The 23,880-nt window shown below is 65.2% G+C and carries 20 protein-coding genes; 7 read left to right on the top strand and 13 right to left on the bottom strand.

Annotated features, from left to right (window positions below):
• Positions 1-6: 6 nt before the first annotated feature.
• Positions 7-1,056: an aldo/keto reductase gene (locus AC3ANW_RS12195; protein ID WP_488341111.1), complete on the bottom strand. Its 1,050-nt coding sequence runs from the start codon at positions 1,054-1,056 to the stop codon at positions 7-9.
• Between the two features lie 87 nt (positions 1,057-1,143).
• On the opposite strand from AC3ANW_RS12195, the gene AC3ANW_RS12190 reads away from it, so the two are divergent.
• From AC3ANW_RS12190 to AC3ANW_RS12170, 5 genes are all read left to right on the top strand, one after another.
• Positions 1,144-2,070, top strand: a complete 927-nt coding sequence (locus tag AC3ANW_RS12190; protein ID WP_488341110.1) for an alpha/beta fold hydrolase — start codon at positions 1,144-1,146, stop codon at positions 2,068-2,070.
• A gap of 114 nt (positions 2,071-2,184) precedes the next feature.
• Positions 2,185-5,715 (top strand): response regulator, encoded by a 3,531-nt coding sequence (locus tag AC3ANW_RS12185; protein ID WP_488341109.1) that lies wholly within the window; start codon positions 2,185-2,187, stop codon positions 5,713-5,715.
• Positions 5,715-6,596, top strand: coding sequence for a CheR family methyltransferase (locus tag AC3ANW_RS12180; protein WP_488341108.1), 882 nt, complete (start codon positions 5,715-5,717; stop codon positions 6,594-6,596). Before AC3ANW_RS12185 ends, AC3ANW_RS12180 begins: the two co-directional genes overlap by 1 nt.
• An 8-nt stretch (positions 6,597-6,604) precedes the next feature.
• Positions 6,605-7,228: a chemotaxis protein CheB gene (locus tag AC3ANW_RS12175; RefSeq protein WP_488341107.1), complete on the top strand. Its 624-nt coding sequence runs from the start codon at positions 6,605-6,607 to the stop codon at positions 7,226-7,228.
• Between the two features lie 31 nt (positions 7,229-7,259).
• Positions 7,260-8,462 (top strand): hybrid sensor histidine kinase/response regulator, encoded by a 1,203-nt coding sequence (locus AC3ANW_RS12170; RefSeq protein ID WP_488341106.1) that lies wholly within the window; start codon positions 7,260-7,262, stop codon positions 8,460-8,462.
• A gap of 6 nt (positions 8,463-8,468) precedes the next feature.
• On the opposite strand, the gene AC3ANW_RS12165 is transcribed toward AC3ANW_RS12170, so the two are convergent.
• The 3 genes from AC3ANW_RS12165 to AC3ANW_RS12155 all read right to left on the bottom strand — a co-directional run bounded on the left by AC3ANW_RS12165 (position 8,469) and on the right by AC3ANW_RS12155 (position 10,757).
• A complete protein-coding gene (locus AC3ANW_RS12165; protein WP_488341105.1) occupies positions 8,469-9,098 on the bottom strand; it encodes a hypothetical protein in 630 nt (209 codons plus the stop codon).
• Positions 9,099-9,226: 128 nt separating this feature from the next.
• Positions 9,227-10,228, bottom strand: coding sequence for an HD-GYP domain-containing protein (locus AC3ANW_RS12160; protein WP_488341104.1), 1,002 nt, complete (start codon positions 10,226-10,228; stop codon positions 9,227-9,229).
• 43 nt (positions 10,229-10,271) lie between these two features.
• Positions 10,272-10,757: a YajQ family cyclic di-GMP-binding protein gene (locus AC3ANW_RS12155; RefSeq protein ID WP_488341103.1), complete on the bottom strand. Its 486-nt coding sequence runs from the start codon at positions 10,755-10,757 to the stop codon at positions 10,272-10,274.
• Between the two features lie 135 nt (positions 10,758-10,892).
• On the opposite strand from AC3ANW_RS12155, the gene murB reads away from it, so the two are divergent.
• A complete protein-coding gene (gene murB / locus AC3ANW_RS12150) occupies positions 10,893-11,951 on the top strand; it encodes a UDP-N-acetylmuramate dehydrogenase (protein WP_488341102.1) in 1,059 nt (352 codons plus the stop codon).
• A 10-nt stretch (positions 11,952-11,961) separates the two neighbouring features.
• Here murB and AC3ANW_RS12145 read toward each other — a convergent pair whose 3' ends face one another.
• The 3 genes from AC3ANW_RS12145 to AC3ANW_RS12135 all read right to left on the bottom strand — a co-directional run bounded on the left by AC3ANW_RS12145 (position 11,962) and on the right by AC3ANW_RS12135 (position 15,928).
• The gene (locus AC3ANW_RS12145; RefSeq protein ID WP_488341101.1) at positions 11,962-13,503 is read right to left on the bottom strand and encodes a hypothetical protein; all 1,542 of its coding nucleotides are present in this window, start codon (positions 13,501-13,503) and stop codon (positions 11,962-11,964) included.
• Between the two features lie 154 nt (positions 13,504-13,657).
• Positions 13,658-15,199 carry a lysine--tRNA ligase gene (gene lysS, locus AC3ANW_RS12140; protein WP_488341100.1) on the bottom strand — a complete coding sequence of 514 codons (1,542 nt, stop codon included), beginning with the start codon at positions 15,197-15,199 and terminating at the stop codon, positions 13,658-13,660.
• Positions 15,200-15,289: 90 nt separating this feature from the next.
• Positions 15,290-15,928 (bottom strand): LON peptidase substrate-binding domain-containing protein, encoded by a 639-nt coding sequence (locus tag AC3ANW_RS12135; RefSeq protein WP_488341099.1) that lies wholly within the window; start codon positions 15,926-15,928, stop codon positions 15,290-15,292.
• An 82-nt stretch (positions 15,929-16,010) separates the two neighbouring features.
• On the opposite strand from AC3ANW_RS12135, the gene AC3ANW_RS12130 reads away from it, so the two are divergent.
• Entirely contained in the window at positions 16,011-16,565 is a 555-nt protein-coding gene (locus AC3ANW_RS12130; RefSeq protein WP_488345416.1) for a YggT family protein, read from the top strand.
• 68 nt (positions 16,566-16,633) lie between these two features.
• Here the strand turns inward: AC3ANW_RS12130 and accD are convergent, their stop codons facing one another.
• The 6 genes from accD to AC3ANW_RS12100 all read right to left on the bottom strand — a co-directional run bounded on the left by accD (position 16,634) and on the right by AC3ANW_RS12100 (position 23,838).
• Positions 16,634-17,506, bottom strand: coding sequence for an acetyl-CoA carboxylase, carboxyltransferase subunit beta (gene accD, locus AC3ANW_RS12125; protein WP_488341098.1), 873 nt, complete (start codon positions 17,504-17,506; stop codon positions 16,634-16,636).
• Positions 17,507-17,592: 86 nt separating this feature from the next.
• Positions 17,593-18,402, bottom strand: a complete 810-nt coding sequence (gene trpA, locus AC3ANW_RS12120; protein ID WP_488341097.1) for a tryptophan synthase subunit alpha — start codon at positions 18,400-18,402, stop codon at positions 17,593-17,595.
• Entirely contained in the window at positions 18,399-19,694 is a 1,296-nt protein-coding gene (gene trpB, locus AC3ANW_RS12115; RefSeq protein WP_488341096.1) for a tryptophan synthase subunit beta, read from the bottom strand. The genes trpA and trpB overlap by 4 nt, the downstream gene beginning before the upstream one ends.
• Positions 19,695-19,740: 46 nt before the next feature.
• On the bottom strand, positions 19,741-20,442 hold the full coding sequence (locus AC3ANW_RS12110; protein WP_488341095.1) for a phosphoribosylanthranilate isomerase: 702 nt from the start codon (positions 20,440-20,442) through the stop codon (positions 19,741-19,743).
• Positions 20,439-21,239: a tRNA pseudouridine(38-40) synthase TruA gene (truA, locus tag AC3ANW_RS12105; RefSeq protein WP_488341094.1), complete on the bottom strand. Its 801-nt coding sequence runs from the start codon at positions 21,237-21,239 to the stop codon at positions 20,439-20,441. Before truA ends, AC3ANW_RS12110 begins: the two co-directional genes overlap by 4 nt.
• 16 nt (positions 21,240-21,255) lie before the next feature.
• Positions 21,256-23,838 carry a motility hub landmark protein FimV gene (locus AC3ANW_RS12100; protein ID WP_488341093.1) on the bottom strand — a complete coding sequence of 861 codons (2,583 nt, stop codon included), beginning with the start codon at positions 23,836-23,838 and terminating at the stop codon, positions 21,256-21,258.
• Positions 23,839-23,880: the final 42 nt, after the last annotated feature.

Below are 23,880 nucleotides of genomic sequence, written 5' to 3'. Positions count from 1 at the left end.
TGCCTGTCAGTTGGCGTAGTCGCGGTCCGTCCAGCGGATCTTGTCGATTTCCGCCAACACATCGGCTGACAGCTTCGTGCCGTAGGCGTCGATGTTCTCGTCCAGTTGCGCCAGCGAAGTCACGCCGATGATGGTGCTGGCCACCTGCCACTTGGTGTAGCAGAACGCCAGGGCCAGTCGTGTGGGAGTCAGGCCGTGGTCCCGGGCCAGCTGGTTGTATCGAGCGGCGGCGGCAAACGCTTCCGGCCTGCCCCAGCGTTGTTTGCGCATCGACTCGAACTTGGCCAGCCGGCCGTTGCCGCCCTCCAGTCCGGGTTCGTCGTACTTGCCGGTCAGCAGCCCGAATCCCAGCGGCGAATAGGCCAGCAGCGAAACGCCCAAACGGTGCAGGGTTTCGTCCAGTGCGTTCTCGACGCCGCGGGCGATCAGGCAATAGACGTTCTGAACCGTGGCGACACGCGGCAGGCCGTGTTGCTCGGCCAGGCGCACGAATTCATGCACGCCGTAGGGCGTTTCATTCGACAGGCCGATGGCCCGCACCTTGCCGGCCTTGACCAGCCTGCCGAGCGCTTCCAGCTGGTCGTGGATCGGCGTCTGCGAGGTTTCCCTGGCCGGGTCGTAATACAGACCGCCGAACATCGGTACGTGGCGTTCGGGCCAGTGGATCTGGTAGAGGTCGATCACATCGGTCTGCAGGCGCTTCAGGCTGGCATCGCAGGACGCTTCGATGTCGGCGGCGGTCATGCCCAGGCCGTCACGGATCCAGTCCATGCCGCGCGACGGGCCGGCTACCTTGCTGGCCAGCACCACCTGCTGGCGGCGCGCGGGCTGAGCGGCGAACCAGTTGCCGATGATGTTTTCGGTGGAACCGTAGGTGGCAGCACGGGCCGGCACCGAATACATTTCGGCGGCATCGAGGAAGTTGATGCCGCGCTCGACCGCACGGTCCAGGATCTGGTGGGCGGATGCCTGGTCGACCTGTTCCCCGAAGGTCATGGTGCCGAGGCAGATAGGGGTGACCTGCAGGTCGCTTTGTCCGAGGGTGACTTGTTGCATGAGCGGGTTTTCCAGCTGAATGAAAGACAGGTCGGAGGATATGAGAATGTCTTCCTGCGACTTTGCGAATTACATCAGCTTCCCGAAATGCCTGACGCCTACCACCCACGACGTCCCTCGATCCGCAGCTTCATGCCGATAAGGCAGTGCTGCCTGCATCTTCACCGCTGGGGGGCGCCTGTCGCCGGCCAGGCTGCGCTGGTGCTGCTGCACGGCTGGATGGACGTGGGCGCATCGTGGCAGTTCATGGTCGACCGCTTGCCGGCCGGGCGCGAGGTGCTGGCTTTCGACTGGCGCGGTTTCGGCCTGACGACAAGTCCCGTGGTCGACCACCGCGTGTTCGATGACTACCTGGGAGACCTCGATGCCCTTCTCGACCAGGTGTCGCCGAATGCTCCGGTCGACCTGGTTGGCCACAGCATGGGCGGAAACGTGGCCATGCTGTATGCCGGCGCGCGGCCGCGGCGGGTGCGCCGGCTGGTCAATCTCGAAGGTTTCGGCCTCGCCGACGTGCCGGCTGGGCAAGCCGCCGTGCGGCACGGCCAGTGGCTGGACGAACTGTCGGCCTTGCGCCGCGGCGAAAAGGCCCTGGCCGATTACGACAGCCGCGATGCGGTCGCGCGGCGGCTGATGCGCAACAACCCGCGGCTGGCACCGTCGGCAGCCCACTGGCTGGCAGGCGAATGGGCGCAGGCGGTGCCGCAGCCCGACGGCAGCGAGCGCTGGCGCATCCTCGGAGATGCGTCGCACCGGGTCGTTTCCGCGCGCGTGTTCCGTGCGGACGAAACGCTGGCCCACTACCGCGCCATCGCCTGCCCGGTGCTGGCAGTCCATGCCACCGGTGGCGCCCTGGCCGCATCGCGCCGTGGGGCCTATTCGCTGGCCGATTTCCACGAGCGCCTGGGCCAGGTACAGGACTGCCGGACGGCGGAAGTAGCCGACGCCGGCCACATGCTTCACCACGACCAGCCACGCCAGGTGGCAGGGTTGATCGAGAATTTCATCTGCAGCTGATAAATAACACGCGATTTGCCGAGCAAATTGCGAAATCCGCCTACGTCGGGTCGCTGTGACCCTCTGTCACACTCACCCGCCTTCTCCGCCTAGCCGCCTCCACCCGCGAGAGCCATGAATACCCCGCATTCCATAGACCAGCGCACTTTCAAACGCATTCTTTCCCGCAACCTGGCGCTGCCGCTGGGTGCCGGCCTGCTGGGGGCCGTCTTCTTCGTCGGACTCATCGCCTATCTGCTGAATTCGATGTCCTGGGTGGAACACACGGACCGTGTCATCGGCCGCGCGCACGAGTTGTCGTCCCTGTCGGCAGACATGGAAACCGGGATGCGCGGGTTCTTGATCAATGGCGACGAACGTTTTCTCGACCCCTATGAAATAGCCAGGTCCCGTTTCCCCAAGGAAGTCGCCTCGCTCGAGCAGGAGGTTTCGGACAATCCACCGCAGGTGCAGCGCCTGCAACGGGTTGCATCGTTGCAGCAGAGCTGGGTGGAGTTTTCACAGCAGATGCTGGAATTGCGCCGCACCAATGGCGAAGGGTGGCGGCAGACCATCGGTTCAGGCCGCGGCAAACGTTTCACCGACGAGATCCGGCGCGAGATGTCCGATTTCCTGGAGGTGGAGCAGCGCCTGCTGAGGGAGCGCACCGACACCGCCCACGACACCTCCATCGTCACCATCGTGCTGTTCCTGCTGTTCAGCGTGGCCCTCAGCGGTGGCCTGGCCTGGTACGGGCGGCGGGAGCTGACAGGGCTTTCCCGCACCTACGACCGCGTTCTGGAGCAGCAGGCCGAGCACGCGGCGACACTGCAGCGCCAGGCCTGGTTGCGTGAAGGCCAGACCGAGTTGTCTGCCCGCCTGACAGGCCAGCAGGCGCTGCCGATCCTGGGCGCCAACGTGCTGGAATATCTCGCGCAGCGACTGGGCAGCGTGGTCGGCGCACTGTATGTGTTCGACGACAACGGCGGACTGCGGCGGGTGGCGGCCTACGGCTTCAGCGCCGAACTCGACGCTGAACACGCACGCATGCAGAGGACCGAAACCCTGGTCGGCCAGGCAGCCGCCGAAAATCGCCTGATCCGCCTCGAAGCAGTGCCGGCGGATTACCTGCGGGTGAGTTCGGGCCTGGGCGAAGGCCTGCCGATGTCGGGTGTGGTGGCGCCGATCCAGCGCGACGGCGAAGTCAACGGTGTCATAGAACTGGGTTTCCTGCGGCAGCTGAACGACCGGGACATCGATTTGCTGGACGGAATCGCGGCCAGCGTGGGCGCATCCGCCGAGGCTGCAAGGTTCCGCCAGCGCCTGCAGGACATGCTGGCAGAAACCCAGCAACTCAACGAAGAACTGCAGGTGCAGCAGGAAGAACTGCGCACCGCCAACGAAGAACTGGAAGAGCAGTCGCGGGTGCTGCGCGAATCGCAGGCCAGCCTTGAGGTGCAGCAGGTCGAACTGGAGCGCAGCAACCAGCGTCTGGCCGATCAGGCGAACGCGCTTGACCAACGCAACGGCGCGCTCAACGAAGCCCGTGGCGAACTTGAAAGTCGCGCCGAAGAACTGCAGCGCGCCAGCCGCTACAAGAGCGAGTTCCTGGCCAACATGAGCCACGAACTGCGCACCCCGCTGAACAGTTCGCTGATCCTTGCCAAGCTGCTGGCCGACAACGGCAACGGCAACCTGAACGCCGAGCAGGTGAAGTTCGCCGAATCGATCTACGGCGCCGGCAACGACCTGCTGAACCTCATCAACGACATCCTGGACATTTCCAAGGTCGAGGCAGGCAAGCTCGATGTGCGGCCGCAGGACATGGGCGTGACCCGCCTGCTCGACGGCCTGCGTGGCATGTTCGAGCCGGTCGCCAACCAGAAGGGTGTGCAGTTCAGCATGTCGGTGCAGCCGGGCGCACCGGCTTCGCTTTTCACCGACCGCCAGCGGGTCGAGCAGATCCTCAAGAACCTGCTTTCGAATGCCTTCAAGTTCACCGAACGTGGAACGGTCTCGGTGGTCGTCGTGCCGCGCGACGACGGCGGCGTCGGCATCGACATCACCGACTCGGGCATCGGCATCGGTTCGGACCAGCAGGACAGCATCTTCGAAGCATTCCGCCAGGCCGACGGGACCACCAGCCGCCGCTACGGCGGCACCGGCCTGGGCCTGACCATCTCGCGTGACCTGGCCCATCTGCTGGGCGGCACCCTGACCGTGAAAAGCACGCTGGGCGAGGGCAGCACCTTCACCCTGACGCTGCCGGCCAGCTACCAGGCGCCGTTGCTGGCGAGTCCGCCGGGCCCATCGTCCGCAACGCCTTCGATCGCCGGCAGCCATTCGCCCGCACCGGTTTCCTCGCCTGCGATGGCACCGCGTGTCACCACGCCCGCACCGGCGCCCTTGCGCAGTCCGGTGCCCGCGCCCAGTTTCGCCGACGACCGCGAAACGGCCCGTGCGGATGGCGGCGGTGCGCGGGTGGTGCTGGTGGTGGAAGACGAAACCAAGTTCGCCCACATCCTGTTCGACCTGGCGCATGAACTCGGCTACCGCTGCCTGGTGGCGCACGGTCTGGAAGACGGTTTCACGCTCGCCAGTTCGCATGCGCCCGACGCGATTTTGCTCGACATGTCGCTGCCCGACGGCCCCGGCCTGTCGCTGTTGCAGCGGCTGAAGGAAAATCCGGCGACCCGGCATATTCCGGTGCACGTGATCTCGGCGCAGGACCGTACCGAGACCGCCATGCACATGGGCGCCATCGGTTATGCGATGAAGCCCACCTCGCGTGACCAGTTGAAGGACATCTTCATCAAACTCGAGGAAAAGCTGACCCAGAAGGTCAAGCGGGTGTTGGTGGTCGAGGATGACAAGCTGCAGCGCGAAAGCATCGTCCACCTGATCGGCGACGACGACGTCGAGATCACCGCAGTGGACGAGGGCAGCAAGGCCCTGAACCTGCTGCGCGACCAGATCTTCGACTGCATGATCATCGACCTGAAGCTGCCCGACATGACCGGCAACGAGTTGCTGCGGCGCATGTCGAGCGAGGAGATCTGTTCGTTCCCTCCGGTCATCGTCTACACCGGCCGCAACCTCACCCGCGAGGAAGAGGCCGAACTGATGCGGTATTCGCATTCCATCATCATCAAGGGCGCCCGTTCGCCAGAGCGCCTGCTGGATGAGGTGACGCTGTTCCTGCACAAGGTCGAGGCCGAACTGTCGAACGAGCGCCAGACCATGCTGCGCACTGCACGCAACCGTGACAAGGTTTTCGAGGGCCGCAAGGTCCTGCTGGTCGACGACGACGTGCGCAACATCTTCGCCCTGACCAGCGCCCTCGAACATAAGGGCGCCTTCGTCGAGGTGGGCCGAAACGGCCGCGAGGCGCTGGAGCGTCTGGCCGAGGTCCCCGACATCGACCTGGTGCTGATGGACGTGATGATGCCGGAGATGGACGGCCTGGAAGCCACCCGCCGCATCCGCCAGAACCCGGCCTGGGCCAAGCTGCCGATCATCACCGTGACCGCCAAAGCCATGAAGGACGATCAGGACCAGTGCCTGAAGGCGGGCGCCAACGACTACCTGGCCAAGCCGGTGGACCTGGACCGCCTGTTCTCGCTGCTTCGGGTGTGGATGCCGAAGATGGAAAGGGCAGCGGTCTGATGCCTCCGGTGACTGTGTACGGCGCGGGTACATCCGACGATTCGGCGGAGGGGGGCCAGGCCAATGCCAATGCCAACGTCGAGATCGAACTGCGGCTGCTCGTCGAAGCCATTTACCTCAAGTACAACCACGACTTCCGTGACTACTCGGGCGCCTCGCTGCGTCGCCGGGTGCTCTATGCGCTGACCCAGTTCGATTGCGCGACGGTGTCCGCCCTGCAGGAAAAGGTGCTGCACGACCCCGGCGCCTTCCACCGGCTGCTGCAATATCTCACCGTGCCGGTCAGCGAGATGTTCCGCGACCCGGCGTACTTTCTCGCCCTGCGCCAGCAGGTGGTGCCGGTGCTGCGCACCTATCCGTCGATCAAGGTCTGGATCGCCGGTTGCAGCACCGGCGAAGAGGTCTATTCGATGGCGATCCTGCTGCGCGAGGAAGGCCTGCTCGAACGCACCATCTTGTATGCGACGGACATCAACCCGCATTCGCTGGACAGCGCGCGGCAGGGCATCTTCCCACTGCACCGGATGCAGTCGTATACCGCCAACTACCGGCAGGCGGGCGGCCAGCGCAGCCTGTCGGACTACTACACCGCGGCCTACGACGGCGCGCTGTTCGACCGTTCGCTGCGGGAACACATCACTTTCGCCGATCACAGCCTCGCGACCGACAGCGTGTTCTCCGAGACGCATTTCATCTCTTGCCGCAACGTGCTGATCTACTTCAACCGGCGCCTCCAGGACCGTGCCTTCGGCCTGTTTGCGGAGTCGCTGTGCAGGCGCGGTTTCCTCGGCCTGGGCAGCAAGGAAACGCTGGACTTTTCAGCCCACGCCGATGCGTTCGAGCCGCTGGTGCGGCAAGAGCGCATCTACCGCAAACGCTGATGAAAAACATGCGGTCATCGACAGTTCCAGCGCGCCGTATCGATGCCATCGCCATCGGCGCGAGCGCCGGCGGCGTGGGTGCCCTGCTGCGCCTGTTCTCGGTACTCGAGGTGGGCTACCGGCTGCCCATCTTCGTGGTGTTGCACATGCCTGAAGACCACGACAGCGGCCTGGCCGAGCTTTTCGCCATGCGGCTGCCCATCCCGGTTCTGGAGGCCGTCGACAAGATGCCCGTGGTGCCCGGCACGCTGTATTTCGCACCTCCGGGCTATCACCTCCAGTTGGAATCCGACCGTTCCTTTTCGCTGAGCTGCGACCCGCCGGTGCTGTATTCACGGCCGTCCATCGACGTGTTGTTCGAATCGGCCGCCTATGCCTACGACACCAGCCTGTTCGCCATGCTCCTGACGGGAGCCAGCGAGGACGGCGCCGCGGGCCTGGCGACTGTCTCGGCGCTGGGTGGCACGACCGCGGTACAGGACCCGGCGGACGCTCAGATACCCACCATGCCGCAGGCTGCCATCGACCTGCACGCACCGAACTACGTCCTGCCGCTCGACGGCCTGCAGCGCCTTCTGCTCACATTGGGTGGCCGACAAAATGCTTCAAACACCACTGGCCCGTCCCATTGAACGCCGACCCGTTTTCTCGAACTTGCCTTCCATGCTGACCGAAGCCCGAATCCTCATCGTCGACGACCTGCCCGAGAACCTGCTGGCGCTGGATGCGCTGATCCGACAGGACGGCATCGTGGTGCATCAAGCCCAATCCGCCGATGCTGCCCTGACACAACTGCTGCAGCACGAATTCGCGCTGGCCATCCTGGATGTGCAGATGCCCGGCATGAACGGTTTCGAATTGGCCGAGCTGATGCGCGGCACGGAACGCACCCGCCACATTCCCATCGTCTTCGTCAGCGCCGCTGGCCACGAACGAGACTACGCCTTCCACGGCTATGAGTCAGGTGCGGTCGACTTCCTGCACAAGCCGCTGGATCCGCATGCGGTCCGCGGCAAGGTCACGGTTTTCGTCGATCTTTGGCGGCAACGTCGGGCGGTGCGCACTCAGGTCGACGAGCTCGAGGACGCGCGTCGCCGCCAGCAGTTGCTGGTCGACGAACTGCAGGCGACCCAGCACGAACTCGAGCGAGCGGTCCGCATGCGCGACGAATTCATGTCGATGGTGTCGCATGAGATGCGCACGCCGCTCAACACGCTTTTCCTGGAAGCCCAGGTGCGCAAGATGCACCTCAAGCGCAACAACCTCGGCGCGTTCGCACCCGAACCGCTGGCGGCCATGGTGGAGCGCGACGAAAGGCAGATCCAGGCGATGATCCGGCTCATCGACGACATGCTGGATGTCACCCGGCTGCAGCGCGGCACCTTGTCGATAACGCCGAAAAGGTTCGACATGGCGCAACTGCTGCGCACCATCGTCGAAGGCTTCTGCCACCAGGCCGCTGCCGCCGAATGCCCGCTGACCCTGGAAGCGCCGCAAGGCCTGCAGGTGGAACTGGATGAATTCCGCATCGAGCAGGTGGTCGCGAACCTGCTGACCAACGCCTTCCGTTATGGCCCTGCCAAACCGGTGAAGGTCTGCCTGCAGGAGCAGGAAGGTGGCGTGGAAATCGCAGTGCAGGACCAGGGGCGCGGCATTGCGCCCCAAGACCAGCAGCGCATATTCGAGCAGTTCGAACGTGCGGTGGACAACAAGGTGTCTGCCGGGCTGGGACTTGGTTTGTTCATCGGCCGCCAGATTGTCGAGGCGCATGGCGGACGTATCTCGCTTTCGAGTACGCCCGGTGAAGGATCGACCTTCCGTGTTTGGCTTCCGCGCATTGCGCCGGCCGCCGTCACCCAGGAATGAAGCGCTTCAGGCAAGGGTCCATTCGCAGGCTGCCGGCGCCATGCCGGACTGGCCGAGCCTGATGCACTGAAGCACGCTCCTCCGCAACCTCGGGTGGGCACGGTCCGCAGGATCCAGCGCTCGGACCGGGTATTCGATGCATCGCGCATTCACGGTGCGGCAGGCCGCCAGGGTGGCGCGTGCACAGGCCTCGTGCTCCGATGGGCCGTCGTGCCGCCACGGCACGAAGACGGTATCGCCCGAACCGACCGGCAACCATTCGGCCAGCGCTTTTTCATGCTGAACCGCGGTGTCGGTAGACAGCTCGAATCGCAAGGTCTGGTGCGGGAAGCTGGTGGGGCGGCGTGGCGTCGACGCTTGTCCGAGTTTAACCACCGGGAGGGTGTTCACCTCGATCAGCAGCACCGGATGCCCATGCCGCGCCAAGCTCTCCACCGTCGCACCCAGGACCCACCATGCGTTGCTTGGAGACACCATCACGATGCGGCTAGAAGCGGTCGCCAGCTGTTCGGGTGTGGTCAGGTGCCATCGGTGGTCGGAAGGCCCCTGTTGCGGCGCTGCCCACGCCGACCAGGGATTGAGGCTGGGTGCGGCTGTCCGCGTACGCGGTTTGTGTTGGGCGATCACAGCATCCATGGCGTCTCTTTCTTTTCCGGTGACAGCCGACAGGTCACCATGCGGGAAAATAAGAGCGCCTGTCAGCCAGGCGTGTCAGCCGGGCACTGACAGTCGTGTCGGAACGCCGCGTGGGAAGCCGGCTGGCCTCAGCCCTTGAACACCCGGCGCGCCCGCACGCCGATCTGCAACAGGCGCAGATAGCCGTGCGGCAACGCGGCCTGGTCGTGGGTCAGGGATTCGCGAATTTCGGTGGCCTGGGCCTGCAGGCGGGGCTGCTTGAGAACCTTGCCCTCGCTGTCCCGCAGCACCGCCACGTCGGGTGTCTCGATCCGCTGGCCGTTCTGCACGACGACGGCGGTTTCGCCGCTTGCCAGTCGTACGAAGCTGCCGGGCGGGAAGCGGCCGATGGCCCGCTGCAGCGCATGGCCGATGGTGGCCAGGTAACCGCCGTCACGCGCATCGACCAGCAGGCCGACGGAGTCGCTGGCGGTACGGCCGCTACGGTTGGCACGCGGGCTGATCATGGCCGCGTAGCGGTCGATGGCCGCGAGGATGTGCGGCAGTTGCAACGGCTGGGCCAGGCTGCTCCAGGCCGGCGACCGGTTGCTGCCGTCGGATTCGACATGGTGATGTTCCACCAGCTGCAGCCACATTCCGTCGAACACGCCAAGCCGGCGCAGCAGCAGTGCGCCTTCTTCGGTATGGCGGTTGACGATGGCCCGCTGCACAGGACTGAGCTTCTCGGCCTGAAGCGCCAGTTCGTCCTGCAACTGGGTCATGGCGATGTTCATCGTCATGGCTGCGCGTACCAACGCATCCCGCTCGGGAGGGTTCAGCCGCAGTTCGACCGCGACCATGTGGCACAGGGTCGCGCAGACCAGTGCGTGCGATGCGCTGTACCCCACGGAAGAGGTGGACGCCAACTGGAACAGCAGGTAAAGGGCGGTGTCGCCGTCCTGCCGCACCAGGGTCTGCATCCACTGGTCGTACTGCAGGATCTTGTGTGGAAACTCGTGCGCCGCCTGCGGATAGGCCAGCACCATCGACAGGCCGCTTTCCAGGTCGGACCAGAGGCCGAGCAGGTCCTCGCTTCCGCCTTCATGAGGAAGGGGAATCGCGTTGGGTAGCTGGACGATGGACGTCGGCATGGGCGACGGTGAATGGCTGGCTGGGCGGCTGGGCCGGGCAGGCTCAATCGCGGAAGTTGTTGAAGGACAGCGGCACGTCGGTCACGTCCTTCTTCAGCAGGGCCATGGCGGCCTGAAGGTCGTCGCGTTTGGCGCCGGTGACCCGCACCGAATCACCCTGGATGGACGCCTGGACCTTCATCTTGCTGTCCTTGATCAGGCGCTGGATCTTCTTGGCGAGTTCGCTCTCGATGCCGTTGCGCACCTTGATGACGATCTTGACCTTGTCCCCGCCGATCTTCTCGACCTTGCCCTTGTCGAGAAAACGCACATCCACGTTGCGTTTGGTGAGCTTGTTGCGCAGCAGGTCTTCCACCTGGTCGAGCTGGAAGTCGGCATCGCCGAACAAGGTGATTTCCTTGTCCTTCAGCTCAATGGCGGCCGACGTGCCCTTGAAGTCGAATCGCGTGCCGATTTCCTTGGCGGCGTTGTCTACCGCGTTGCGGACCTCGACCAGATCGGCTTCGCAAACGGCATCGAAAGAAGGCATGGAATCTCCAAAACTCAAAATACGGGAACGGGGTTTACAGCAAACCCGAATGCACTGGATGTTATTCCAGAAATAACACCGTTTCCGCTCTGGCGAAGCCGGCGATACCCGTGACGCGGGTGAGAAAATCAGGCGATGCAAACAGAGCGCAATGTCCCCCTGCAGGGCTACAACACCTTCGGCATCGTCGCCCGTGCCCATCGCCTCGTGCGTGTGACGTCAGAAACCGACGTGCGGGCTGTGCTGGCCGACCCGGAACTGGCCACTGCACCCAAGTTCGTGCTCGGCGGCGGCAGCAACATCGTCCTGACCGGAGATGTGCGCCCGGTGGTGCTCAAGGTCGAGGTGCCCGGCCATCGCCTGGTCGAGGAAACCGACAAGGCCTGGGTCGTCGAGGCCGGTGCCGGCGAGAACTGGCATGCGGTGGTGGCCTGGACCCTGGCGCAGGGTTTTGCGGGCCTGGAGAACCTGGCCATGATCCCCGGTACCGTTGGTGCATCGCCCGTGCAGAACATCGGGGCGTACGGGGTCGAGCTGCAGGACCGCTTTCATTCGCTGGACGCCATCGATCTGGTCACGGGCCAGGCTTTCTCCTTGAACGCGGCGCAATGTGCCTTCGGTTATCGCGACTCGGTTTTCAAGCACGTGGCAGCGGCTCCGGGCGACTTCGGTCTGGCGGGTCGGGCGCTCATCCTGCGTGTGCGTTTTCTGCTTCCAAAAGCCTGGAAACCTGAACTGGGTTATCTCGACCTGGAGCGGCGGCGAGTGGAAGAGGGTGTGGCACAACCCACGCCCCGGCAGGTTTTCGAATGGGTATGCGACATCCGGCGGGCCAAGCTGCCCGACCCCAAGGTGGTCGGCAATGCGGGCAGCTTCTTCAAGAACCCGACGGTATCTCCCGAGCAGTGCGCCGACATCATCGCCCGCGAGCCGGGCATCGTGCATTACCCGATGGCCGATGGCAGCATCAAGCTGGCGGCCGGTTGGCTGATCGACGCCTGCGGGTGGAAGGGCAAGTCGGTCGGCAATGCAGGTGTCTACGAAAAGCAGGCGCTGGTGCTGGTCAATCGCGGCGGCAGCGACCCGGCCAGTGCGGCGACCGGCGGCGAGGTGATGACGCTGGCCAAGGCGATCCAGACCAGCGTCTATGAGCGCTTCGGTATCCGGCTGGAGCCGGAGCCGGTGGTGGTCTGAGCATGCCGGTTCAGTGGGCACCTTCGGAAGCTGACAGCTTGAGGTGAGCCAGCACGGCGCGAGCCAGTTTCGAGTCACTCAGGACCACGGAAATCTGGTCGCCGTATTGCTGGATGAAAGCATCGCCCTCGACTGCCATGGTGCCGTTGCGGAAGAATGCCAGCAGGTCTTGCATGAGCTGCGCCCGCGTGACGGGGGACATCGCATTCAGCTGCTGTACCAGCTGTGCGCGAGTGAATGCCGTTGCCGCGTCAGGTGCCGGGCGGCATGGGCCGCGGGCACTGGTCGGCGCTTCGCCCCAAACCTTGCAATTCTGCATGTACATGGCTTCCAGCATGGCGGGCAGGCAGACGCGAAGCTGTGCCAGTGTAGATGCTTGCAGGAATCCGGCGGACTCCATCTCGGCCATGGTTTTTCGCAGATCTTGTTCGATGCGGTTCAGGCCGCCCTCCCGGGTCAACCTGCCGAACCGGTGGTTGATGGGCACGATCTCTGCGTAGGCATCGGGCGCGGCCAACCGGCGCATCAGCCATTCCTCGTCGATGCAAGCATGCAGCAGACGGCATGACCAGGGCGTCTTGAGCGGCACCGAATGCGGCGTGCTGCCGGCGTCATTGCGCAGCAGCAGGAAATAGTCGCGCGCCCTTGCGGCGCCTTCCCGCGCCACACGGGCGTGAGCCATGGCGATATCGCCATGGAAAAGCAGGTTCTCGATGAGGCAAGGCATGACCTGTGCCTGCATTTCTGGCGAAATATCCTCGAAGAAGCTCATGCGGTTGAGCAGCTTGCTCAGGTTCGCTGCGATGGCTTGCGCCGGCACGGTGCCGGTTCCCAGCTTTCCGAACATCTTGATGACGGAGTCGATGTGCCGCCTTGACTCCGGGTTCTCATGCAATGCGTTCACTTTTGCCTGCACCGCGTCGGCCACCATTTTCGGAGGGGCGGCGGGCACGCCGAGCCGATCGTTCATGCGATCTGCAAAGTTATGGTCGGTTTGCTGACGCACCGCCACTGCGGCTTCGATGGCGCCCATCAGCGCCCTGCGCTCCGCCAGATCCGTGACCTTGCCGATCACGGACAGTAGCGAGGCCAGGTCCAGTCGGCCTTCCGCGACCAAGTCGATCCAGTCGTTCGAGGCCAGCATCTCCCGCACGGCGGGAACCGCGAGCCGGGGAGCCGTGTCGCCCAGATGCATCGCCTGGCGGAGGTCGGCGATCAAGGCAGGGGCACAGGCCGGTTCGCAGGTCTTGATACGGTGGACCAAGCGGGTGATGAGCGGGTGCCGGGCATCTTCGGCCGTTGACGCCGCTGTCGCGCTCGCCGTCAAGGGCGCGCTGTCACTGCGGCCGGTATGCGCCGGCTGAAAGAATTCGCGAAGGCGTTGCAGCGGGCCCGTCGGTTTCGCCTGTGCCTGGCCGGCGGTATCGGTCCTAAGGGGGTCGAGCAGCGGGCTGGCCTGCGGCGGGGTGGTCTGCGTACCGCTTGTGGCGGTGTCGCGCTGCCGGGCCCGGCTGTCGCCACCCTGGCCCGGATGGCGGTTGATCCGCTGCAAGTTGCGGTCCAGAAATCGATTGAACATGGCAAGTCCTGAAAGAAGAGTCTTTCAAGATAGGGCGCGTCAGCCGGGGCCGGACCGTGACTTGCGCGCCGATGCCCTGTGCGCCGAAGGTGCCCGGGCCGACACCGGACACCTGTCGCCGTGGTCTTCAGCTTTCGCGGCGAAGTGCGGGGAACAGGATCACGTCGCGAATGCTGGCTGCATCGGTCAGCAGCATCATCAGGCGGTCTATGCCGATGCCGCAGCCGCCAGTGGGTGGCATGCCGTATTCGAGGGCGCGCAGGAAGTCATGGTCGAAGTACATCGCTTCGTCGTCGCCGCTGTCCTTGGCGGTAACCTGCGCCTGGAAACGTGCGGCCTGGTCCTCGGCGTCGTTCAGTTCGGAGAAGCCGTTGCCGAATTCGCGGCCGGTGATGTAGAGCTCGAAACGCTCGGTGACTTCGGGGCGCTCGTCGTTGGCGCGGGCCAGCGGGCTGATCTCGGTCGGGTGTTCCATGATGAAGGTCGGCTGCCAGAGCTTCTCTTCCACGGTTTCCTCGAAGTACAGCACCTGAAGGCTGGCGAGCGTACGGCCGGACAGGCGGTTTTTTTCTTCGCTCAGGCCGAGCTTGCGAACCGCTGCCGTCAGCCAGGCGGCATCGTCCACGTTGGTTTCGGTCGCCTCGGTGTACTTGAGGATCGCTTCACGGATGGTCAGTCGCTGGAAGGGTTGCGACAGGTCCACCGGCTTGCCGCCGTAGCTGATCTCCAGCGAGCCGCAGGCTTTCTGCGCTGCATCGCGCACCAGTGCTTCGGTGAAGTCCATCAGGTCGCGGTAATTCCAGTAGGCCGCGTAGAACTCCATCATGGTGAACTCGGGGTTGTGCCGGACCGAGATGCCTTCGTTGCGGAAGTTGCGGTTGATCTCGAACACCCGTTCGAAGCCGCCCACCACCAGGCGCTTGAGGTACAGCTCGGGCGCGATGCGCAGGAACATCTGCTGATCGAGCGCGTTGTGGTGGGTTTCGAATGGCTTTGCGTTGGCGCCTCCCGGGATGGGGTGAAGCATGGGCGTTTCGACTTCGAGGAAGTCGTGCGCGACCATGAATTCGCGCAGGGCGCTGACTGCCTTGCTGCGCGCCACGAAACGGGTGCGGGCCGCCTCGTCCACGATCAGGTCGACATAACGCTGGCGGTACTTGGTCTCCTGGTCGGCCATGCCGTGGAACTTGTCGGGCAGCGGGCGCAGGCTCTTGGTAAGCATGCGCAGTTCGGTCACCTTGATCGACAGTTCGCCGGTCTTGGTCTTGAACAGCGTGCCGACGGCGCCGAGGATGTCGCCGAGGTCGGTCTTCTTGAAGTCGGCGTAGGCCTGTTCACCGAGCGCGTCGCGGGTGACATAGAGCTGGATGCGGCCGGTGGAATCCTGCAGGGTGGCGAAGCTCGCCTTGCCCATCACCCGCTTCAGCATCATGCGGCCGGCCACGCTGGCCTGCACCGGCCGGGCTTCGAGCGCCTCGGCATCGGCGGCGCCGTGTGCGGTCTGCAAGGCTGCTGCGCGGTCGGCCGGCTTGAAGTCGTTGGGGAAGGTGACCCCGCCGCCGGCCGCCTGGTTGGCGCGCAGGGTGCGCAGCTTTTCGCGGCGTTCGGCGATGAGCTGGTTTTCGTCCTGAGCGGGAGCGGCGGCTGGCGGTGCGGTGTTTTCGGACATGTAGGGGCGCGAGGCTTGTCGAATGAAGGGGGAGGTCCCGGAAGGGACAGCCCCCGATTCTAAATTGCCTGAACGCGCGGCCCGACAGGCTCATGCCACGCCGTTGCGGGCGAGGATGTCGCCCACCAGTTCCAGTCGCACTACCGGGTTTTCCAGGGCCATCAGCCGGTGCTTGAGTTCGGTCTGCAACGGCAGCAGCTCACACCAGCGGTTGGCCACCCAGCCGCAGTCGTTCAGGCGATAGGGCGGTGCCAGCGGCAGGGGCGGCGCTTCGGGTACGTCGATGCGCTGCTGCAGCGTCTCGATCAGTTGCAGGAGCGCTTCGGCGTCGGGCCGCAGGTCTTCCGGAATTTCGACCGCGATGTCGTCGGCGATGGTCTGTACGTCGGCGAGCCAGAGGCCGTGACGCAGTTGCTCACGGCGATCGATGCGAAACCGGTGGGTGCCGGTGCACCGCACCATCACCAGACCGGGTTGCAGGCTTTCGAAGCTGTCGATGCGGGCGAGGGTGCCGATGTCATGGAAGACCTCGCGCGCGCCGCCTGCCTGGCGCACTTCGTTGCCGGCGATCAGTGCGACCACACCGAACGGCGTGCCTTCGTCGTGGCAGCGGCGGACCATGTCGAGATAGCGCACCTCGAAAATCCTCAGCGGCAGCAGGCCGCCCGGAAACAGCACGGTGGACAGCGGGAATATGGGAAGGGCCCTGAGGCTGGGTTCGGTCTGCATGGTGGCTCTCGATGGCCGACTATCATCCCACGGCCGTCGCCGCCCGGCGCGTGCCCACCTTGCCATTCCGGATGTATTCATGCTGCTGTACCAGATCGTTTCCTTTTTGCTGGACGCCCTCGTCTCTGTCGTCGGCGGCGCCTGCCTGGTGCGCCTGACCATGCAACGCCAGCGCGTGCCTTTCAGCAACCCGTTCGGACGCCTGGTGATGGCGCTGACCGACTGGATCGTGCTGAAGCTGCGGCGTGTGGTGCCGTCCGTAGCCGGCTGGGACACGGCCAGCCTGCTGTCGGCCTATCTGCTGGTGCTGGTCAAGCTGCTGCTGCTATGGGCGCTGCTCGGCGCCCGTTCCAACCCGGCCATGTTGGCGGTAATCGCCGTGTTCGGCGTGGCGCAACTGGCCATCTCGGTTTTCACCGCCTTGCTGGTCATCTACGCGATCCTGAGCTGGGTACAGCCGCATTCGCCGGTGATGCCGGTGATCGACCGGCTTTGTGCACCGCTGCTGCTGCCGCTGCGCAGGGCCTTGCCTCAGCTAGGCGGTTTCGACTTGTCGCCGCTGGTGCTGCTGCTGATCCTGCAGGTGGTCGGCATGCTCCTGGGCGCACTGCAGGGCGAAGTGCTGGGCTGGTTCTGAACCACCGCACCCACAAAAAAAGCGGCTGCCTCATGGAGGCGCCGCTTTTCTCTTGACCGGAAGACCGGTCAGTCGACGGCGTCTGCAGGTTGCCGTTGCAACATGGCCAGCGAACTGGCGACGGTCTTGCGCAGCTGGCGGCGGTCGCAGATGAAATCGACCGCGCCCTTGGTCTGCAGAAACTCGGCGCGCTGGAAACCCTCAGGCAGCGTCACACGCACGGTGGACTCGATCACACGCGGGCCGGCGAAACCGATCAGCGCGCGTGGCTCGGCGATGACGATGTCACCCACGAAGGCGAACCCGGCCGACACGCCGCCCATGGTCGGGTCGGTCAGCACGCTGATGTAGGGCAGGCCCTTCTTGGCCAGCCGGGTCAGGGCGGCATTGGTCTTGGCCATCTGCATGAGCGACAGCAGGCCTTCCTGCATGCGCGCTCCACCGGTGGCGGTGAAGCAGATGAAAGGCACCTTCTGTTCGATGGCGGTTTCGACGCCGCGCACGAAACGTTCGCCGACCACGCTGCCCATCGAGCCGCCCATGAAGTCGAATTCGAAGGCAGCGACCACGACGTTGACACTGTGGACGGCGCCGCCCATGACGATCAGGGCATCGGTTTCGCCGGTGCTTTCGAGGGCTTCCTTCAAGCGTTCGGTGTAGCGGCGGCTGTCCTTGAACTTCAGTGCGTCGACCGGCAGGACTTCCTGGCCGAGTTCATAACGGCCTTCGGCGTCCAGGAAAGCATCCAGGCGGGCGCGGGCACCGATACGGTGATGGTGGCCGCAGGTCGGGCAGACGTTCTGGTTGTGTTCCAGGTCTGTCTTGTAGAGCACCGTTTCGCAGCTGGGGCATTTGATCCACAGGCCTTCGGGGACCTGGCGACGCTCGTTGGGGTCGGTCTTGGCGATCTTCGGGGGTAGCAGTTTTTCTAGCCAGCTCATGGTCGGTTCTCCGGTGGGGCCGAACAGGAACGGCCCAGAATGAGACAAGGGTTACGCCCCGCAAGACGCAACCGAATGTGCCGATTTTACGTGTCCAGCGCCTGGCGGATACCAGCCAGGAATTCCCGGGCTACCGGAACGACGCTTTCTCGAGGCTGTCCGTCGATCAGCTGGATGAGCCGGCTGCCGATGACGACCGCGTCCGCGACCCGTCCGACAGCCCTTGCGGTGGCCGCGTCACGGATGCCGAAACCCACGCCGACCGGGATCGAGACATGCTGCCGGATACGCGGCAGCATGGCTTCGACCGCGCCGGTATCCAAGTGGCCGGCACCGGTCACGCCCTTGAGCGACACGTAGTAGACATAACCGGTGGCGAGTCGCGCGACCTGCTCCATCCGTTCGTCCGAACTGGTGGGAGCCAGCAGAAAAATGAGATCCATCTGCTGTGCACGCAACTGGGCTGCAAACTCGGCTGCTTCCTCGGGCGGGTAGTCGACGATGAGAACGCCATCGACTCCGGCCACGGCGGCGTCGCGCACGAAGGCGCCAGCGCCGTGTTTGCCGTTGTAGCGCTCGACCGGGTTGGCGTAACCCATCAGCACGATGGGCGTGGTGACGTTGCGAGTGCGGAAGATCTTCACCATTTCCAGCACCTGAACGGTGCCGATCCCCATCGCCAGCGCTTTTTCACCGGCCTGCTGGATGACCGGGCCGTCGGCCATGGGATCGGAAAAAGGGACCCCCAGTTCGATGACATCGCAGCCGGCGTCGACCATGCCGTGCAGCAGGTCAGGCGTGATGTCGGCGTAAGGGAAGCCTGCGGTGACGTAGGGGATGAGCGCCTTGCGGCCCTCGGCCTTCAGCTTTTCGAAGGTGGCGGCGATGCGGCTCATGCTTGGGTTCCCACGCCTTTGGCGCCAGAGGTTTCGGCGGCGTCGGCGCCCTTGACGACATGGCCGCGCATGGAGGGGCGGTCGTAGAAGTCCTCGCCGGAGAGATCGGCGACGGTGCCGATGTCCTTGTCGCCGCGGCCCGAAAGATTGACCAGGATGGATTGGTCGGGGCGCATGGTGGCGGCGAGTTTCATGGCGTGGGCGACGGCGTGGCTGGATTCCAGCGCCGGAATGATGCCCTCGGTGCGGCACAGGTGATGGAAGGCCGACAGCGCCTCGGTGTCGGTGATGCCGACGTATTCGGCGCGGCCGATGTCGGACAGATAAGCGTGTTCCGGGCCGACGCCCGGATAGTCCAGGCCGGCGCTGATGCTGTGGGTTTCGATCACCTGGCCGTCGTCGCTCTGCAGCAGATAGGTGCGGTTGCCATGCAGCACGCCCGGGCTGCCGCGCTGGATGCTGGCGGAATGCTTGCCGCTGTCCAGGCCTTCGCCCGCGGCCTCGACGCCGATCAGCCGGGTTCTCTCATGCGGGATATAGGGGTGGAAGATGCCCATGGCATTGCTGCCGCCGCCGACGCAGGCGATCACCACGTCGGGCTGGCCGCCGTCCAGGAACTGCGGCATCTGCTCCAGGCATTCGTTGCCGATCACGCTCTGGAAGTCGCGCACCATCATCGGATAAGGATGCGGGCCGGCGACGGTGCCGATGATGTAGAAGGTGTTCTCGACATTGGTGACCCAGTCGCGCATGGCTTCGTTGAGTGCGTCCTTGAGGGTCTTGCTGCCCGAATCGACCGGCACCACGGTGGCGCCCAGCAGCTTCATCCGGTAGACGTTGGGACTCTGGCGCTTGACGTCCTGGCTGCCCATGTAGATGACGCATTCCAAGCCGTAGCGGGCGCAGATGGTAGCGGTGGCCACGCCGTGCTGGCCGGCGCCGGTCTCGGCAATGATGCGCGGCTTGCCCATGCGTTTGGCGAGCATCGCCTGGCCGATCACGTTGTTGATCTTGTGGGCGCCGGTGTGGTTCAGATCTTCGCGCTTCAGGTAGATCTGCGCGCCGCCGATTTCCCGGCTGGTGCGTGCCGCGTGGTAGACCGGCGACGGGCGGCCGACGAAGTGGTTCAGCTCGTAGTGGAATTCTTCGAGGAAGGCCGGGTCGTGCTGGTATCTGGCATAGGCCTCACGCAGTTCGCGAATGGCGTGGGTCAGGGTTTCGCTGGCGAAGGTACCGCCGTAGATGCCGAAATGGCCGCTGGCATCGGGCTGCTGATAGGGGATGGTGGACATGGAAACCTCGGTCTGGAGCCGACCGGGCGACGGGCCGCGGTTCGGATCAGGAAGATGGAAGAGAGAAGCGGGCGTCCGCCTGGCGGACGGCCTCGATGAACTGGCGGATCTTTTCGGCGTCCTTGATGCCCTTGGACATCTCGACGCCGGAACTCACGTCGACCGCGAGCGATCTACCGAGCGATCGCACGGCCGCGATGCCTTCGCCCACGTTTGCAGGCGTGAGTCCACCACTCAAGACGAGGTGAGCGTCGACGCTTGGAGGAAGAAGTGACCAATCGAATGTCTTTCCGCCGCCGCCATAACCCTCGACATGGGCATCGAGGAGCAGGCCACGGGCCTGGGCGAAATCGGCAGCGTATTTTACGAGGTCAGGCGGCACGGCTCCAGTGCCCAGCGGCACACGTGCAGCACGGAGGTACGGAATCCGCCCTTGCCGCGATGCCTGCAGGCAGTCGTTCGGGGTTTCGTCACCATGGAACTGCAGCATCGCGCCAGGTACCTGTTCCAGCGCGCCGGCCACCTCGTCAGCAGACGCATTGACGAATAGCAGCACCGGCGTGACGAAGGGAGGCAGACGTCGCGACAGCTCGGCGGCGCGGTGCGCGCTGACATGGCGCGGACTCTTCGTATACATCACGAAACCGACGGCATCGGCGCCAGCGTCGATGGCGGCGTCAAGGTCCTGTTCGCGGGTCAGGCCGCAGATCTTGACCCGGGTGCGTTGAGGGGTGGGGGCGGGATTCATGGAATCCAATCATAGGCGGCGGTGCGGGTCGGCAAGCCCCAGCGATCCTCGTAGACCGGGCCCAGGAAATACAGGCCGTCGGGCGAGAAGGTGGGTGCGGCCGCGTCACGCGAACGGGCGGCGATCACCTCGCGGATCCAGTCGGCGGATTGCGCACCCTGGCCGACCGCGACGAGACATCCCATGATGTTGCGCACCATGTGATGCAGGAAGGCGTTGCCCTCGAAGTCGAAACGCCAGTAAGCCGATTGCCCGTCCGGCGCGACACGCCGACTGATGTCGAGCCGGCGCAGGGTCTTGACGGGTGACTTCGCCTGGCAGGAAGACGCACGAAACGAGCTGAAGTCGTGTTCACCGAGCAACTGGCGCGCGGCAGCCGACATCGAATCGCCGTCGAGCGGACGAAAAGACCAGCCGACCCGTCCGGATTCGATGGACGGGCGCACTGGCGATTCGAGCAGCACGTAGGCATAACGGCGACCGGTGGCGACGAATCGTGCGTGAAACTCTTCCGGCACCGGCTGCGCCCATTGCACCGCGATGTCGGGTGGAAGGAAGCGGTTGGTGCCCCTCACCCAGGAGCTTTCTGCGCGGTCTATGTCGGTGTCGAAATGCACCACCTGCATGAGGCCGTGCACACCGGCATCGGTGCGGCCGGCGCAGATGGTCGTCACGGGAACGGTGGCGAAGGAAGCCAGCGCGGCTTCGAGCTTGTCCTGGACGGCCAGGCCCGAACGCTGGCTCTGCCAGCCCTGGTAGGGCCGGCCGTCGTAGGCAACGCCGAGGGCGATCCTCAAACCCGCTTACCCGGTTTCACTGGAGCGACGACAGCATGCGTTCGGCACGGTCGCGCACGCTGCCGCTGGCCTCGGATATGACTTCCTCGATCAGGTGGCGCGCGCCGTCGACGTCGCCGATGGCGTTGAATTCTTCGGCCAGTGCCAGCTTCGTTGCCAGCGCGTCGTCAGGTGCGACATCTGGCAGGTCCGTGTCGGGCAGCGGTTCTTCGGCGACGGGTTCCTCGAAGTCCGGTAATGCGACCGGTGCCGGTGCCGGTGCCGGCGGTGGCAATGGCGCTGGCTCGGCATCTTCGTCCTGGTCGAGGTCGAGGGAGAAGCTGCTCAGGTCCAGCGACGGCATCGGTTCGGCGTCGGCTGCCGGAGCCGGCGTGTCGAAGTCGAGGTCGTCGTCGAGGTTGAAGTCCAGGCCGAAGTCGGGTTCGCCGTTGCTCGGAGGGGCTGCCGTCGGAGCAACAGCCGGCGGAACGGCGGCATCGGGCGTGAAGGCACCGAAGTCGAGGTCGAGAGACGGCGGCAACTCAATCGGCGCCTCGTGCACGGGTGTGGCTGCGACAGCCGGTTCGTCGAAATCGAAGTCGAGGCCGATATCGGGCGTTTCTTCGATGACAGGTTCCGGCTCGGGCTCGAAGGTGGGTTCCGCCTGCGGAGCCGGCTCGGCCGCCAGGGCCGCGACCGCCGCGGCGCTGATGCTGGCAGCAGCGCCGATGCCGGCACCGGGGCTGCGGAACAGCGCGTTGGTAGGGTCGATTTCTTCTCCCAGCGCCTGGATACGTTCCCAGTCGGCACCGACGCCGCCGGTGAGGCGATGGGCCGATCCGGCGAGCGTGTTGAAGGCGGCGACATCCTTGCGTTTCGCATAGATCTCTGCGAGCTTGGCGTGCAGGGCGGTGCGTTCAGGCTGGGTACGCAAGGCCTCCTTCAGGATGTCTTCAGCCTGGAGGTCGCGGCCGTAAGCCAGGTAGACATCGGCTTCGGCCACCGGATCGACTTCGCCGCCGGCGTCCAGCTGGCTCGGCGAATACGAGGTCGCAAGCGTGGACGGGCCGCCGTCCTGCGTGTTGACATGTTCGCCGCGGGTGTCGGCGAAGAAGGAGTCAGGGTTCTTCTTGTCGGTAAAACCGGCGTCGGTCGAAATACCGCGACGGCGACGCACCACACGATAGGAAACGAGGGCCACAACCAGGGCCACCAGCAAGCCGACGACACCCAGCACCTTGGGATCGCCCAGCGGGCTGTCGTCGAGGAAGGAAGCGCTGGATTCCGGCACCGCGACCGGCGCCTTGATGGGCGCGGCGGGTTTGGGGGCTGCCGGCGCTGCCGCGGGTGCGGGTGCGGGAGAGGGGGCCGGCGTGGCGGCGGGTACCGCTGGAGCAGCCGCTTCAGGCGCCGGCGCCGGAGGTGCGGCTGGTGGTGCCGTGACCGGCGCGACCGGTGTGGCACTGCTGCCCGCGGTGGTTCCCAGGCGGTTGAGCTCGTCCACGTTGCGCGACAACTCGGCCAGGCGTTGCTGGCTGTCGGCTTCCTGTTTTGCGCGGACCACACGTTCGGCTTCGGCGGCGGCCTGTGTGTTGGCCGCGCCTTTTGAAAGCGTCAGCCGATCAGGCGCGGCGGCGTTCGGGCGTCGGTCCTCGACCTGGGTCTGGACACTTCCGCTGGCCTGGCGCTGCGGGGCGGCGCTGGCCACCGACGGCGCTCCGGCAGCCAAACGGCGCCGGAATTCGTTGAAGTCGCGGCTTTGGGCGATGACGATCTGCCGTGCTTCGGGTGCGGGTGTCGCTGCGGCATCGGTTTCGGACGGGACGTTGAGCACCGCGCCCGAGCGCAGGCGGTTGACGTTGCCGTTGACGAAGGCGTCCGGGTTGGCCTGCAGCATGGCGACCAGCATCTGGTCGAGCGATACGTTGGGCGACTTGGTACGTGCGGCGATGCCGCCGGCGGTGTCGCCGGGGCGGACGGTGGTCTGGCCTGTGGCGGTTGCCGGTGCAGCAACGCGCGATCGCGGCTGCGGCACCGGTCGTGGGGCGACCGGGGCCGGGGCTGGCAGTGGCGCGGTGACCGGAGCGGGGGAGGGCGCCGGCACAGGCGCTGAAACGATGGCTGGCGCGGGCTGCGGTGCGGGCGCGATCTGCGGTGCGAGGGGCGCGGCGGGCTGGTTGCGCTGCGCGGCTGGCGGCGGGTCCAGCAATACGGTGTAGTTGCGCGAAAGGCGGCCACCGGCCCAGCTGGCTTCCAGCAGGACTTCGACGAAGGGTTCGTTGGCCGGGCGGTTGCCGGCGATGCGCACGACGGCCTGGTTGCCGCTGCGGCGCTCCACCGTGACCTGCATGCCCGCGAGGGCCGCACTGTATTCGATGCCCGCTGCCTGGAAAGCTGCAGGCGAAGCGCTCTGGACGGTCAGCGACGCTGCCTCTGCTGGAGTGAGGTCCGATACCTGGATCTGCGCCCGCAGCGGCTCGCCCAGATTCGACTGCACGGTCATGCCGCCGAGCGTCAGGGCTTGTGCCGGGCCGGCCACCAGCGCGCCCATCAATATCAGGGCGCTCGTGGCAGCGGCTCGTCCGGCAATGCCGCCAGATTCCTCAGCGGTGCGATTCATTATTCTCATCAGGCATCGTCAAATCTGACGTTAGTCGGGCGC

This window comes from Xylophilus sp. PBN-3R, assembly GCF_057747805.1.
This window is presented reverse-complemented; position numbering and strand designations above follow the sequence as displayed.

Excerpts from the sequence above, each read along its gene's own strand:
- AC3ANW_RS12155 (WP_488341103.1), bottom strand. The coding sequence starts at position 10,757 with ATGCCTTCTTTCGATGCCGTTTGCGAAGCCGATCTGGTCGAGGTCCGC.
- accD (WP_488341098.1), bottom strand. The coding sequence starts at position 17,506 with ATGAGCTGGCTAGAAAAACTGCTACCCCCGAAGATCGCCAAGACCGAC.
- AC3ANW_RS12185 (WP_488341109.1), top strand. The coding sequence starts at position 2,185 with ATGAATACCCCGCATTCCATAGACCAGCGCACTTTCAAACGCATTCTT.
- AC3ANW_RS12135 (WP_488341099.1), bottom strand. The coding sequence starts at position 15,928 with ATGCAGACCGAACCCAGCCTCAGGGCCCTTCCCATATTCCCGCTGTCC.
- AC3ANW_RS12110 (WP_488341095.1), bottom strand. The coding sequence starts at position 20,442 with ATGAATCCCGCCCCCACCCCTCAACGCACCCGGGTCAAGATCTGCGGC.
- lysS (WP_488341100.1), bottom strand. The coding sequence starts at position 15,199 with ATGTCCGAAAACACCGCACCGCCAGCCGCCGCTCCCGCTCAGGACGAA.
- murB (WP_488341102.1), top strand. The coding sequence starts at position 10,893 with ATGCAAACAGAGCGCAATGTCCCCCTGCAGGGCTACAACACCTTCGGC.
- AC3ANW_RS12195 (WP_488341111.1), bottom strand. The coding sequence starts at position 1,056 with ATGCAACAAGTCACCCTCGGACAAAGCGACCTGCAGGTCACCCCTATC.
- AC3ANW_RS12160 (WP_488341104.1), bottom strand. The coding sequence starts at position 10,228 with ATGCCGACGTCCATCGTCCAGCTACCCAACGCGATTCCCCTTCCTCAT.
- trpA (WP_488341097.1), bottom strand. The coding sequence starts at position 18,402 with ATGAGCCGCATCGCCGCCACCTTCGAAAAGCTGAAGGCCGAGGGCCGC.
- AC3ANW_RS12100 (WP_488341093.1), bottom strand. The coding sequence starts at position 23,838 with ATGAATCGCACCGCTGAGGAATCTGGCGGCATTGCCGGACGAGCCGCT.
- AC3ANW_RS12175 (WP_488341107.1), top strand. The coding sequence starts at position 6,605 with ATGCGGTCATCGACAGTTCCAGCGCGCCGTATCGATGCCATCGCCATC.
- AC3ANW_RS12190 (WP_488341110.1), top strand. The coding sequence starts at position 1,144 with ATGCCTGACGCCTACCACCCACGACGTCCCTCGATCCGCAGCTTCATG.
- AC3ANW_RS12165 (WP_488341105.1), bottom strand. The coding sequence starts at position 9,098 with ATGGATGCTGTGATCGCCCAACACAAACCGCGTACGCGGACAGCCGCA.
- trpB (WP_488341096.1), bottom strand. The coding sequence starts at position 19,694 with ATGTCCACCATCCCCTATCAGCAGCCCGATGCCAGCGGCCATTTCGGC.
- AC3ANW_RS12180 (WP_488341108.1), top strand. The coding sequence starts at position 5,715 with ATGCCTCCGGTGACTGTGTACGGCGCGGGTACATCCGACGATTCGGCG.
- AC3ANW_RS12170 (WP_488341106.1), top strand. The coding sequence starts at position 7,260 with ATGCTGACCGAAGCCCGAATCCTCATCGTCGACGACCTGCCCGAGAAC.